The 12,402-nt window shown below is 72.4% G+C and carries 12 protein-coding genes; 3 read left to right on the top strand and 9 right to left on the bottom strand.

Features of this window, described 5'->3' with window-relative positions; translation table 11 throughout:
• The first annotated feature begins 139 nt into the window (after positions 1-139).
• Together ACFCXS_RS17970 and ACFCXS_RS17965 are read left to right on the top strand one after the other, a co-directional pair.
• Positions 140-976: a DUF1206 domain-containing protein gene (locus ACFCXS_RS17970; protein ID WP_376644302.1), complete on the top strand. Its 837-nt coding sequence runs from the start codon at positions 140-142 to the stop codon at positions 974-976.
• A gap of 28 nt (positions 977-1,004) precedes the next feature.
• Positions 1,005-1,439 (top strand): hypothetical protein, encoded by a 435-nt coding sequence (locus ACFCXS_RS17965; RefSeq protein WP_376644301.1) that lies wholly within the window; start codon positions 1,005-1,007, stop codon positions 1,437-1,439.
• A gap of 52 nt (positions 1,440-1,491) precedes the next feature.
• Here the strand turns inward: ACFCXS_RS17965 and ACFCXS_RS17960 are convergent, their stop codons facing one another.
• From ACFCXS_RS17960 to ACFCXS_RS17925, 8 genes are all read right to left on the bottom strand, one after another.
• Positions 1,492-3,735 carry an FUSC family protein gene (locus ACFCXS_RS17960; protein ID WP_376644300.1) on the bottom strand — a complete coding sequence of 748 codons (2,244 nt, stop codon included), beginning with the start codon at positions 3,733-3,735 and terminating at the stop codon, positions 1,492-1,494.
• 83 nt (positions 3,736-3,818) lie between these two features.
• Entirely contained in the window at positions 3,819-5,189 is a 1,371-nt protein-coding gene (locus ACFCXS_RS17955; protein WP_376644299.1) for an NAD(P)/FAD-dependent oxidoreductase, read from the bottom strand.
• A 217-nt stretch (positions 5,190-5,406) separates the two neighbouring features.
• Positions 5,407-7,134 (bottom strand): PP2C family protein-serine/threonine phosphatase, encoded by a 1,728-nt coding sequence (locus ACFCXS_RS17950; RefSeq protein ID WP_376644298.1) that lies wholly within the window; start codon positions 7,132-7,134, stop codon positions 5,407-5,409.
• Positions 7,131-8,702: a SpoIIE family protein phosphatase gene (locus tag ACFCXS_RS17945; RefSeq protein ID WP_376644297.1), complete on the bottom strand. Its 1,572-nt coding sequence runs from the start codon at positions 8,700-8,702 to the stop codon at positions 7,131-7,133. The genes ACFCXS_RS17950 and ACFCXS_RS17945 overlap by 4 nt, the downstream gene beginning before the upstream one ends.
• Complete coding sequence (locus tag ACFCXS_RS17940; RefSeq protein WP_376644625.1) at positions 8,702-9,142, bottom strand: anti-sigma regulatory factor; 441 nt, start codon at positions 9,140-9,142, stop codon at positions 8,702-8,704. The genes ACFCXS_RS17945 and ACFCXS_RS17940 overlap by 1 nt, the downstream gene beginning before the upstream one ends.
• The gene (locus tag ACFCXS_RS17935) at positions 9,142-9,561 is read right to left on the bottom strand and encodes an STAS domain-containing protein (protein ID WP_376644296.1); all 420 of its coding nucleotides are present in this window, start codon (positions 9,559-9,561) and stop codon (positions 9,142-9,144) included. Before ACFCXS_RS17935 ends, ACFCXS_RS17940 begins: the two co-directional genes overlap by 1 nt.
• Entirely contained in the window at positions 9,558-10,445 is an 888-nt protein-coding gene (locus tag ACFCXS_RS17930; RefSeq protein ID WP_376644295.1) for an STAS domain-containing protein, read from the bottom strand. The genes ACFCXS_RS17935 and ACFCXS_RS17930 overlap by 4 nt, the downstream gene beginning before the upstream one ends.
• A gap of 265 nt (positions 10,446-10,710) precedes the next feature.
• A complete protein-coding gene (locus tag ACFCXS_RS17925; RefSeq protein ID WP_376644294.1) occupies positions 10,711-11,112 on the bottom strand; it encodes an STAS domain-containing protein in 402 nt (133 codons plus the stop codon).
• A gap of 344 nt (positions 11,113-11,456) precedes the next feature.
• Here ACFCXS_RS17925 and ACFCXS_RS17920 point away from each other — a divergent pair, with 344 nt between their 5' ends.
• Complete coding sequence (locus ACFCXS_RS17920) at positions 11,457-11,828, top strand: PRC-barrel domain containing protein (RefSeq protein WP_376644293.1); 372 nt, start codon at positions 11,457-11,459, stop codon at positions 11,826-11,828.
• Between the two features lie 53 nt (positions 11,829-11,881).
• Here the strand turns inward: ACFCXS_RS17920 and ACFCXS_RS17915 are convergent, their stop codons facing one another.
• The gene (locus ACFCXS_RS17915; protein ID WP_376644292.1) at positions 11,882-12,316 is read right to left on the bottom strand and encodes an ATP-binding protein; all 435 of its coding nucleotides are present in this window, start codon (positions 12,314-12,316) and stop codon (positions 11,882-11,884) included.
• Positions 12,317-12,402 lie beyond the last annotated feature (86 nt).

The following is a 12,402-nucleotide window of genomic DNA, read 5'->3' as shown; positions in this document are numbered from 1 at the left end:
TCCTGAGCCCGTGACGGGAGTGGCGCAGCCGTGCCGTTGGGGAGACCGCACGCGACCGGCAACCGGAACCCCCTGGTCCGGTGGTTGTGCAGGGTGTGTGAACGCAGACCGGGGGCATCCGGACTGCCGGGAGGTCGACATGAACACGAGTGCGATGGCACAGGGCGGTCGCTTGAGGGCCCGGCGGATGGCGCGGGGCTCGGTGACCGAGGGGGCGGCACGGGCGGGTTTCGCCGCCCGGGGCGTGATCTATCTGCTCGTCGGAGCGCTGGCCCTGCAGATCGCCTTCGGCGACACCGGCCGTCAGGCCGACCGAGGAGGAGCCCTGCAGGAACTGGCGCAGAAGCCGTTCGGCGCGGTGCTGCTGTGGGCGCTGGGCATCGGGCTCGTCGGCATGGCCCTGTGGCGGCTGTCCGAAGCCCTCTTCGGCTCGATCGGCAAGGACGGCCGCAGCGCACGCAAGCGGCTGATGGCGACGGTCCGCTTCGTCTTCTACGTCTTCGTCGCCTACTCGGTGCTGACCTTCGCGGTCAGCCGCCACCAGAGCGGCGGATCCAGCGACCAGCAGTCCCGGGACGCCACGGCCAAGGCTCTGGAGATACCCGGCGGCCAGTGGCTGGTGGGAGCCGCGGGGATCGGCATCGTCGTGGCCGGCGGCTGGATCGCAGTACGCGCGGTGCTGCGCAAGTACCACGACAAGCTCCGGCTGGGTCAGATGACCCGGCGGACGCGACAGCTGGTGGACGTCACGGGCGTGACCGGCGGCGCGGCCCGGGGGCTGGTGTTCGCGGTGGCCGGTGTCTTCGCCGTCCGCGCGGCCGCCGACTACGAACCCGACAAGGCCAAGGGCCTGGACGACACCCTGCGCACCTTCGCCGACACTCCGCTCGGCCCCTGGCTGCTGGTGTGCGTCGCGGCCGGGCTCGTGCTCTTCGGGGTGTTCTCCTTCGCCATGGCCCGGTGGCGGCGCGTCTGAGCCGCGATTCGTGGGGAACACGATGCCAATGAGCGATTCCGAGATTCCGCATGGCGATGGCCGGCCCGTGGACATGTACCTGGACCTCCTGCGCATCCGGATGGACACCGAGGACTACCGCCTCCTGATGCGCGCGGTGGAACCGGTCCTGGAGGCGATCGAAGAGGAACGCCTGTCCAGCCTCGACTTCGCGCTCGACTCCGGAGGCGAGGACGAACTGCCCCAGGAGGTCCGCGACGAGGTGGCGCTCGTCATCGCCACCGCCGTCACCGGCCGCCTGGACAACGAAGTCGTCGAACTCGACGTCGACGACACCGGCCCGGTCAGGATCGTCACGGACGCCACCACCGCGTCCGACCCGATCCGCCTCGGCGAGATAGCCGAATACATCCGGGACCGGCACAGGCAGACCGAAGAACTGCGGGGCATCGCCGAGGTCAGCGGGCTGCCCACGGACTTCTGACGGGCAGCGGCTCCGTGTTCCTCATCGCGGGGCTCTCACCCCGTGGGGGCCCTCAGCCCTTGGGCGCCGCCACCGGCACGTCCAGCGGCCGGGCGAGGCCCACCACGGCCTCGTCCAGCCGCTCCAGATGCCGCAGCACGCGGTCGGTGATGCGGCCGTAGCGCGGTGTGCCGGCGTCGGATCCCAGCAGGGAGGCGATGCTCGGCCCGGTCTCGACCCACGCGTCCGCGTGCTCGTCGGCGACCCGGGACGCGATCGTCTCGATGTTGCGCACCGTGCGCCCGGCGGCCCCGCGCAGTCGCGGGTCCGCCGCGATCGAGGGATGCGTGGGCAGCAGTTCGGCGGTCGCCGCCAGCGTCCGTGCGTGGTACGCGCACGTCTCCAGCAGCGCCACCACGTAGCGGGCCGTGTTCCGCCGCGTCCGCAGGGGTGTGACCGGGTGGATCAGCGGCTGGGTCGCGGCCCGCAGATCGGCCAGTGACTGGTCCAGGTCGCGCGCCTTGTCCAGCAGTTCGTCCGCGGGCCCGCCGCTGAGCTGGCCGACCGCGGCCTCGGTGACCTCGGCCAGCCGCTCCAGCACGGTGCCCAGCAGCTCGTTCGTACGGCGGTCCGTCCGCACCGGCAGGACCAGCGCCGCCGCGACCACCCCGCAGGCCGCGCCGAGCGCCGTCTCCTCGATGCGCAGCACGAGCACGTCGAGACTGTAGGTGTGCAGCAGCGTGTACAGCAGTCCCAGCATCGCGGTGACGAAGAACGACATCAGGGTGTAGGACAGCGGCGCCGAGTAGAACATGGCGAAGATCAGCACCAGGACCAGGGCGAACGCCGTCCAGGTGTGGTTGCCGACCAGTCCTGCCAGGACGATCCCGGCCACCACGCCGAACACGGTGCCCAGCAGCCGCCGGTAGCCCTTGACCAGGATCTCGCCCGTCGACGCGGTGTTGAGGAAAACGATCCAGCACGTCAGCACCGCCCAGTACCAGCGCTGCGACGACAGCAGTTCGCCGCCCACGATGGCCAGCGCGGACCCGACGGCGACCTGCACGGCCGCACGCGTGGTGGGCCGCCGCAGCCCCGTCTGCTCCTCCGGAGCCGCCTCCTCGCCACCGCCGTCGATCGCGGCGTCCTCGGCGTCCAGTTCCTCGCGGGAGCGGGCCGTGGCGGGGGTGTCGTCCGACTCGTCCTGCGGACCGTCCAGGGCGATCCGCAGCCCGAGCACCGCGCGGGCCGACTCTCCGATGCCGCGGAAGACGTCCTGGACGGCGGCCGAGGCGGCCGGCAGGTTCTCCTCGTCCCGGTAGCCGAGGAGCCGGTTGCGCACATGGGCGAGCCCGGTGCCCGTGTCGCCGCTGCCCGCCCGCAGCACCAGGACGTGCAGCGCCCGCAGATCGCGGCGCAGCGTGGCGCCCGCCTCGTCGGGCATCTCCGGCCCGGTGAGCGACGGGGCGGGCGCGCCCGGCAGGTGCAGCGTCAGCGTGTCGGCGCGTTCGGCGGTGCGGGCGGTCAGCAGCAGCAGACCGAGGCGCTCCGCGGCGATCTCGGCGTCCGCGATCCTGCGCTGCACCAGCCGCGCCGCCGACTCGTCCGGGGTGCCCTCCTCCAGCCGTCCCTGGATCATCATCGCCGTCTCGTGGAGCCGGGCGGTGCCGTCGCGCACGGCCTCCAGCGCCTTGTCCATCTCGGCGGCGGGGGCGTCGAGCAGTTCGGCCTGCGCGGCCACCAGCTGGGCCAGCCGCGCGCGGAAGGCCAGACGCAGCCGCAGCAGCACACCCGTGGGCGTCGCCGGCACGACCGCGAAACGCATCAGGGCGCTGGAGCAGAACGCCAGGGCCATGGCTCCGCACAGCTTCGGCAGCGTGCCGACGGTGGCATCGACGAACAGCGACAGGAAGTAGACCTGGAAGCCGATCAGCCCCAGCGCGGTGCCCCGGTCGCCGAACCGGCGGCCGTAGACCGCACAGAAGATCAGGACGACGAAGAAGGCGTCACCGACGACGAGACGCGTGTTGAGCACCGCGCCCAGTGACACCGAGGCCAGGGCCACCGGCAGCCCCAGTGCCAGCGTCACGGCCTGGGCGCCGAGCTGCTTCTCCCGGATGGCGAAGGTGGCGACCATCGCCGCCATGGCCCCCGCCACCAGAAGGTGCACATCGGTCTGCAACAGGGACAGCACGGCCAGGGTGAGCGCGATCGCGCCGACCGTCCGCAACCCGGCCGTCAGACGCAGCAGTCCGGGGTCGGACGCCGCGATCCGGTCCCGAACTCGTTCCCGCACCGCGCGTCCCGCTGCCCTCACGCCGCCGCACTCTCTCCCTGCTCACACCAAGATCCGTATCTCAGCATGACATGCCACCGGCGAAAGCTCCCGTCCGGGCCGTCCTACTCCGGTCCGCCGGACGCCTCGACCCGCTCCCGCACCTGCTCCGGCGTCAGGTAGGCGTCGGTGTACTCGAAGTCCTTCAGCCGCGCGGCCTTGCGGGTCTGGAACCCCGTCCGTACGAAGTCGTCACCGGCGACCGCGTTGAGCAGCCAGTTCGTCATCACCCGCGTCTTGGCCACGTTGGTGCGCAGCGCGGACCAGTGGTAACCGCGGGCCACGGCCTGGGCGGGCAGCCCGCGCAGTTCGATGCCCAGCGGCTTGGAGACCGCGTCGGTGCCACCGAGGTCGACGACGAGCCCGAGGTCCTTGTGCACGTACGGCTTGAGCGCCTGGCCCCGCAGCGACGCGATGACGTTCTCGGCGACGTGCCTGCCCTGCCGCAGGGCGTGCTGCGCGGTGGGCGGGCACATGGCCCCGTCCCCCTTGGCCAGGTCGGGCACGGCGGCGGAGTCGCCTAGCGCGAACACCCCGTCGTCGCCCGGCAGGCTCATCTCCGGGGCGACCGCGAGCCTGCCCTTGACGGTCTCCGCGCCGAGCGTGGCGATCAGCGGACTGGCGACGACCCCGGCGGTCCAGATGAGCGTGCGGGTCGGGACCACCCGCCCGTCGGTGAAGGTGACCTCCTCGGGACCCGCCTTGGCGATGGAGGTGCCCAGGGAGATGTCGATGCCCCGCCGGCGCAGGATCTCCTGCGCGCTGCTGCCGAGCTTGTCGCCCAGCTCCGGCATCAGCTTCGGCGCGATGTCGATCAGATGCCACTTGATCAGGCTCGGGTCCAGCCGCGGGTAGCGCTTGACCGCCGCGTGCGTCAGCCGCTGCAGGCACGCCGCCGTCTCGGTGCCCGCGTAACCGCCGCCGACCACCACGAACTGCAGCCGCGAGGCCCGCTCCACGGGGTCCTCGCTCGCGTCGGCCAGGTCCAGCTGCGAGATGACGTGGTCACGGATGTACGCCGCCTCGGCGAGCGTCTTCATCCCGAAGGCGTGGTCCGTCAGCCCGGGGATGTCGAAGGTCCGGGTGATGCTGCCGGGCGCCAGCACGATGTAGTCGTAGGGCTCGTTGACGATCTCGTCGGTGATGGTGCGGACGACACAGACCTTGGACTTCAGGTCCACGCCGATGGCGCCGCCGGGGATGATGCGCGTGCGGTACTTCTTGCTGCGGCGCAGCGAGACGGCGATCGACTGCGGCGTCAGCACACCGGAGGCGACCTGGGGGAGCAGCGGCAGGTAGAGCTGGTAGGCGAACGGCGTCACCAGCGTGACGTCCGCCTCGTCCGGGGAGAGTTTCCGTTCCAGACGGCGGACGCACTCCACACCGGCGAAGCCTGCGCCAACCACCAGGATCCTGGGTCGTGTCACGGTGTTCATCCCTTTCTGCGGCTCCAGGCGGTCTGCCTCGAACGCCTTCCGACTGCCCCTGGATCGCTGGTTCGCACCCACTCGATCCCACCGTGTCTCCGGCCGGCGCGCCAGCCGGACGCGGCAGGCAGACGAACGCGTCGATCACCACCATGCCCGCACTGTGGCCGAAAAGCACCGGGCGGGAGTGAAGAACACGTGCACACAAGGACGGCCGGACCCGCCGTCAGGAGTCCACGCCACCTTGGACATGACACAGCAACAGACACACGTCGTCGTCCCGCTCGGAATCGCTCAGCAGCGGAGGCAGCAGCCGGTCCGCCGAACCCTCCAGGTCCGCGTCCAGTTCCGCGGACCGGAATCCGCCGAGTGCCGTGGCCAGCCGGTCGATCCCGGGGTCTATGCCCTGGGCACGCCGCTCCACCAGCCCGTCCGTGTACAGCGCGAGGGTCGAGCCGGGCTCCAGGTCCTCCGTGTGGTCGGCGATCTCCTGGGTGAGCGGGATGCCGAGCATCGCACCGGGTTTGGCGTCGAGGATGCGCACGGTGCCGTCGGGCAGGCGCAGCACCGGCGGGGGATGCCCGGCTGCGGCCCAGGTCAGCGTGGGCTCGTCCGGGTGGAACCGGGCGATGACGGCGGTGGCGTACAGGTCCGGCTGGAGATGGTGCAGGAACCGGTGCAGGCGGGTCAGCAGCCGCCCGGGGCTGTCGCCGTCGACGGCGTAGGCCCGCAGCGCGGTGCGCAGCTGGCTCATCATGACCGCCGCGTGCAGACCGTGTCCGGTCACATCGCCGATGACGGTGATGAGACCGCCGTCCCGCTGGGGGAACGCGTCGTACCAGTCGCCGCCGATGTTCAGCCCGTGGGTGGCCGGAAGGTACCGCGCCGCCAGGCTCAGGCCCGGCGTGGCCGGCAGATCCGTCAGCAGGGCACGCTGCAGCGTCTCGGCGATGTCGCGGTTGTGCTCGAAGCGCCGGGCGTTGTCGATCGCGATGCTCGCCCGCCGGGTGAGCTCGATCAGCATCACCGCGTCGTCCGGGTCCCAGCGTTCCCCGGGCGGCGACAGGGTCAGGACGCCCAGCGGAGCCCGCCGCGTCGGCAGCGGCACGCACAGCAAAGGCCGTCCCGGGTCCAGGGCCGAAGGCGGCTGGTCCTCGACGCCGGGCAGGTTGCCGGGACGGTCGGCGGCGTACTGGGGCCGCCCGGTACGGGCCGCGACCACAGCGGCGGCCGGGTGCGGCGCCGACCGGTGCTTTTCCTCCTCGTGATCGAAGAGCCAGACGTCGACGCTGCCCGCGTACTCCGGCACCAGCAGGTCCGGCAGCCGGCGGACGATCTCCTCGTGGTTGAGCGATGCCGTCAGCACCGCGCTCGCGTCCGCGAGGAACGTCAGGCGGCGCCGGGCGCTCTCCGCCTCGTTGCGGGCGCTGCGCTCGGCGGCGAAGGCCTCGCGCTGGGCCAGTCCGGCCGCGTCCAGCTCGGCGTGCAGGGCCAGGACGCCCTGGTTGGTCTGGTGCAGCTCCTCGCGGTGGAAGAGGACCAGGTCCTCCTGCTCGGTGAGTTTGTCCAGCACCACGGCCGTGTCCTCGTCGGCGCCGAGCAGCGCCTCCGACAGGGCGGCCGGATCGTCCGGGACGGTGCCGTCCTCGGTGGCCTCGGCGGACTCGGGACAGGGGACCGTGACCTCCCAGAGCGGCTCCCCGGCGGTGCACGCCTCCGGAGACGGGGTCACCACGACGTGCAGCAGGCCCTCCTCGGCGGGGGAGCCCGCCAGGTCCATGGTGAGCCGCCAGGTGCCGCCCTTGGTGAGGCACTGCCGCAGGTGGGCGCTGAGGTCGGCGGCGAGCCGGGTCCGTTCGACGGTGGGCACACCGTACGCGGCGGCCAGGCGCGCGAGCGAGATACGGGCGCGGGCCGCGTCGGTGACGGTGGTGATCTGCCAAGTGCGCATCATGGGCGTTCCGGCGGGTTCGAGGTCAGCACGGCCACGGCGGTGTCGTCCCGGACCGGTCGGGCGGGACTGCTGGCGTCACGTATCGTCACGGCGGCCGTCACGGCCGGGTCGGTGGCGGGCAGACCGGGGTCGGACGGCGGTGTCCAGCGGCTGGGCAGGCCGTCGGTGTGCAGGATGAGTATCGGGTCGCCCACCCAGTCGGCCGCCTCCTCGCGGAGGGTGCCGGGCCGGTGGACCCCGACGATGCCGGGCCGCGACAGCAGGGGGTGCCAGCTGCCGTCGGTGCGCAGCCGCGCCCCGACGTTGCCGATGCCGGCGAACCGCAGCCGCCCGGCCGTCAGGTCGAGCTGGGCCAGGGCGACGGCGGCGCCCCGGGTGCTCCGCAGCGCGTCGTGCAGTCGCCGCAGTGCCTCGGCGGGGGAGAGGTGGGCCCAGCGGTGCAGCGCCGTGACCGCGGCGGACGAGGCCCGCGCGGCCTCCGGCCCGTGCCCCAGCCCGTCCGCCAGCATCAGCGTCACCAGGTCCCCGGCCCGGACCCACGCCCAGGCGTCTCCCGAGTACTCGGCTCCCCCGTAGGGAATGTTCACCCCGCCGGCCCGCACCCCGGAAACCGGCGAGGAACGGTTCTGCGCGGCGACCCCGGCGTCCGAAGCCCCGCGGGCCGTGGCCCCTCGCTGCTCGCCCGGCTTCGTCCAGGGGCCGCTGCCGGTTGCCCCGGCGTCCGTGAGGCCGTGGGCCGCCGGGGTCCGGGAGGCCGCGCCGGTCCCCGGGTCGCCGGGGTTCGCGAGTCCGTGGGCCGGTGCTGTCCTGGACGCGGAGCCGTCGCCGGGCGCGCCGGCGTCTTCCGAGCCGTGGGCCGGTGTCGTTCGGGGCCCGGGGCCGGTGGCCGGTGCGTCGGTGGCCGGGAAGTCGCAGCCGGGGGCTGCGTGGAGCGCCGGATCGGTTCCCCGGGCGGGTGCGGCCGGTCGCGTGGGGCCGCCGGGATCCCCCGGGGCCCGGCCGGTGCGGCCGGGTGCTCCCGACGGCACCGGGGCGTGGCCCGTCAGGCCGCCGCATGCCACCGCGCCGAACGGCGGTGCGCCACCCGGCCACTGTCCCCCTGCGGACACCCGGCCCTCGGGCCCGGCCGGTCCCTCGGTGGCCCGGGGCGTCGAGCTGACGCGGGCCACCGCGACCGTGCCGCGGCCGGGGACGCTGTGCAGGGCGAATTCGTCGGAGACGCGCAGACACGTGCCGAGACCGGCGCCGAGCGAGCGGGATGTGGTGAAGCCGTCGCGCAGCGCGGCGGGCACGTCGGGGATGCCAGGGCCGTGGTCGACCGCGGCGATCTGCACCACCCGTGACCCCCACGACCCCTCCCGCAGCACGGGCGGGGCCACGACGTCTATGAGGACCTGGCCACCCTCGGCATGCTTCAGCAGATTCGTGGCGAGCTCGGTCGCGACCAGCGCGGCCGCCGCGGTCCGCCGCTCGTCCAGGCCGGCATACGCGGCGGCGTCCTCCGCCGCGACCCGGGCGTCACGCACCCGGGTCGAGTCGCGCACCGGCACGTCCCACACGCGTGGCATCAGACCTCCTCGCGCGGACGAGGCGGCCGTCCCACCCAGCACGTCACCCGCACCGTGGTGCCCGAACCGGGCGTGGTGTCGATGTCGAAGTCGTGCACCAGGCGCCGCGCACCGCTCAGCCCCATGCCCAGACCGCCACCGGAGGTGTAGCCGTCGCTCAGCGCCAGGTCCAGGTCGGCGATGCCCGGCCCCTCGTCGGTGAAGGCCAGCCGCAGCCCCTGCGCGCCCGCTCCGCCGACCTGCCTCGCCTCCATCTGTCCGCCACCGCCGTGCACCAGGGTGTTACGGGCCAGCTCACTGGCCGCGGTGATGAGCTTGGTCTGGTCCACCAGTCCGAAGCCGAGCCGGGCAGCGGCCTGCCGTACGTGCTGTCGCACCCACACCAGGTCCATGTCCGACCGGATGGGCAGGCAGGCCTCCACGCCCGAGGCGGTGTGCATCACGGACTCTCCTGACGCGGACTGCCGGGACGGGGCACCGGGGCCTGCCGCGCGAGGAGCTCCATGCCCGCCTCGGTGCTGAGCGCGGTGCCCAGTCCCGGCAGTGTCAGACCCAGTTCGACCAGGGTGATGGCGACCGCCGGGCGCATCCCGGCCACCACGGTGCGCGCGGCCAGCAGCTTGGCCTGCGCGGCGATCTCGGCCAGCACCCGGCCGAGGAACGAGTCGACGATCTCGACACCGGAGATGTCGATGAGGACGCCGCGCACCCCGGTACGGGAGATGGTCTCGGCGAGGTCCTGCTGGAGCTGTTGCGCCGTGCTGTCGTGCAGGTCCCCCTGGAGCGTGACCAGCAGGACGTCGCCGAGCCGGAGCACCGGCACGTGGCCGGTCACGGGACGGGGATGGGCGTCGTTCACCGCTGACCCGCACCCGGCTTCACGATGTCCGCGCCGAGCTGGTGCAGCGCGTACCCCAGCGCGTCGGCGAGGCTGGCGCGGGTGATCACGTCCAGGTCCAGACCGAGATGCACGATGGTCTGGGCGATGGCGGGGCGGATGCCCGAGACGATGCACTCGGCGCCCATGAGGCGCGCCGCGGCGACCGTCTTCATCAGGTGCTGTGCCACCAGCGAGTCGACCGTGGGGACCCCGGTGATGTCGAGGATCGCGAACCGCGCGTGCTGGTCGACGACGGCGTTGAGCAGCGTCTCCATCACGATCTGGCTGCGGGCGCTGTCGAGCGTGCCGATGAGCGGCACGGCCACGATGCCGTCCCACAGCCGGATGACGGGCGTCGCCACCTCCATCAGCTGCAGCCGCTGCCGGTCGCTGAGCGCCTGCCACTCGCTGAGCGCCGTCTGCATGGCCACCAGCCGCAGCGTCCCCATCAGAACGGTCAACGCCGTCGAACACGCCCGCAGGTGCTCGGGCGGCGCCTGCGTCAGATCGGCGACCAGCAGGTTCTCCACGGGCGGTCGCAGCGCCGCCAGCTCGCTGGAGACCTGGGTGTTGCTCAGCCCGGCACGGGAGCGGGCCGCGCCCATCCGGCCCAGCTGCTCGCGCACCGCGCTGAACCCCGCGGCGTCCGGATCCTCCACCTGCTCCGAGTCGGCCACCTGGGCCAGCGCGTCCACGACGGCCCTGCCCGCTTCCACCGCCTCGTCGCGCGAGACGGTGAACACGGTGCGGAACAGGGGCTCGTCCGCCCACCGCTGGGCGATCTGCTCACGCCGGCGGTGCAGGAAGTCCCTGACCTCGTGGGTGGGCGTCGCGAGCTGTCCGTCCGCTTCGTGCTCCGGCACCTGGTTCTCTCCTCATCCGCGTTGCGTCGACCGAGCCCGCTTCTGGCAACGAGACGGCGATGTGACACTTGCCGGGCGACAACTCTAACCATGCGCCGACCTCGTACGACACCTGCTCCGGGGCAAGTGATCCGGTCCGGGCGGACGGCGCTTGGGCGCCGTCGTCGCCGGGCGTGCGAGGGGTGAGCCGTCGTGCGGGCAGGGCGGAGCGAGGACCGGGCCGCCGATCTTCCCCGGCGCCGGGCCCGAGGGGGCACTCTGGCCGTCAGATGCTCTGTCCCCCCGGCTCCTCGGGGTGCTCCGGCCCTTCGTCGACCCGGGTCAGGGCCTCGTCGACACTCTCCGATATCGGCACCGTGATGCTGACGCCGGTCAGATCGAGGATGCGCCGCACGGCCGGTGTCGGGCTGATGACGTGCACACTGCCCTCGGTCTTACGGGTCTCCTGGTACACCCGCAGAATGATGTTCATCCCGGACGAGTCCATGAAGGGGACGGACGAGAGATCGAGCAGGAAGTGCCGTCGGCCGTGGTGGAGTTGGTTGGCCAGATGGGCCTGGAACTCGGTCGCGGTGTCGACGTCCAGGTAACCGTCGACCGTGATCAGGGCCACGTCCTCCCGGGGCAGCTCGACTTCCACGGACAGCGGGTTCTGGGCGAGGGGCACGGATACCTCCAACAAGTGCTACGGCCTGGGCTGGTCACCTCTGGGGATGACCGCGGTGCGAGGGGATCCCGGTCGTTCTCCGGACTCGAATGCCGTTTCTCATGCGCCTCCCTTCACTGACGGGCTTCGGATGTCACCGCGCCCCCGCGATTACCCCGGAAACCACCTCCCATGCCTCCCCGGCCGAACATCGCCGGGACCGGCCGCCGGAAGTCCCGTGCGGGTAGCAGGCCTGTGCGCCGAATGCGCTTGCGGCAGCAGGGTAGTTGCTGCTGTGGAAAGGGGCGGGCGCGGGCGTCCGCCGGAGCAGAACGCGATCACATCGCCAGGGAGGATGGAACAGCGTGGCCATCGACAGAATCTGGTCGTACGCGCCGGACAGCGGTCACACCGAGGGGCAGGACCTGACCGGTTTCGCCGTCGCCGCGACCGACGGCACGATCGGGCACGTGGACCGGGAGGCCGCCCCGCACGCGATGACGCACCTGGTCGTCGACACCGGCGTCTGGGTGTTCGGCCGCAGCGTCCTGGTGCCGGCCGGAGTCGTCACCGGCGTCGACACCCAGGGGAGAAAGGTCACACTGGCCTGCAGCAGGGCCGATGCCAAGGCGGCCCCCCGCTTCCAGACCGACAGTGAGACCAGGGACCAGGAGTACCTCCGGGCCGTGGGTGCCTACTACGACCGGCTGCCGCCGCGCGAGACGGCCACGGTCTGAGACCGCCACGGTCCGAGCCGGTCACGGGCGCATCGCGCCCGTGACGCTCCGGCTCACCAGGGCATGAACACGTGCACGTCCTTGCCCCGGTCGTCGGCCACCACGCTGACCTGGTCGCACAGCGTGTGGATCAGGTGCCAGCCGATGCCCCCGCCGCCACTGCGCGGATCGAAGGGGCGGGGGGCGGGCTCCGTGGTGCTGGTGTCGTGCAGAACCACATGCACACCGTCGAAGGTCCGGCGCATCCGCAGCGCGAACGGACCCGGGGCGTACTGCACCGCGTTGGCGGCCAGTTCCGTCACCACCAGCAGGATGTCGTCCCAGTACTCGGGGGCAGAAGGCGGGGAGGAGCGTGCGAGATCGCCCAGGAACCCCTCCGCGGCCAAGCGCGCACCGGTCACGTCGTGCGGCTCGCCCACGAAGGTGTTCGTGCGGCTCGGGATCTCCTCGGAGGTCAGGGCGTCGTCCCCACGTGGCTCGGTTGACATATCGCCTTTCCGGCCCGGGCGTCAGCTACGGCTGTCGTCAGGGCTGTCGTCCTTTCTCTTGCGTCGCCACTGTTGCGTGTTCCCGA

The organism is Streptomyces sp. NPDC056373 (assembly GCF_042262425.1).
Lineage (GTDB): Bacteria > Actinomycetota > Actinomycetes > Streptomycetales > Streptomycetaceae > Streptomyces.
Note: the sequence above shows the minus strand (reverse complement) of the source record. Positions and strands in the feature narration are given on the sequence as shown.

What these genes read in the sequence shown, in the direction of transcription:
- ACFCXS_RS17915 (WP_376644292.1), bottom strand. Translation starts at nt 12,316, where the DNA reads ATGTCAACCGAGCCACGTGGGGACGACGCCCTGACCTCCGAGGAGATC.
- ACFCXS_RS17950 (WP_376644298.1), bottom strand. Translation starts at nt 7,134, where the DNA reads ATGATGCGCACTTGGCAGATCACCACCGTCACCGACGCGGCCCGCGCC.
- ACFCXS_RS17945 (WP_376644297.1), bottom strand. Translation starts at nt 8,702, where the DNA reads ATGCCACGCGTGTGGGACGTGCCGGTGCGCGACTCGACCCGGGTGCGT.
- ACFCXS_RS17965 (WP_376644301.1), top strand. Translation starts at nt 1,005, where the DNA reads ATGAGCGATTCCGAGATTCCGCATGGCGATGGCCGGCCCGTGGACATG.
- ACFCXS_RS17955 (WP_376644299.1), bottom strand. Translation starts at nt 5,189, where the DNA reads ATGAACACCGTGACACGACCCAGGATCCTGGTGGTTGGCGCAGGCTTC.
- ACFCXS_RS17970 (WP_376644302.1), top strand. Translation starts at nt 140, where the DNA reads ATGAACACGAGTGCGATGGCACAGGGCGGTCGCTTGAGGGCCCGGCGG.
- ACFCXS_RS17940 (WP_376644625.1), bottom strand. Translation starts at nt 9,142, where the DNA reads ATGCACACCGCCTCGGGCGTGGAGGCCTGCCTGCCCATCCGGTCGGAC.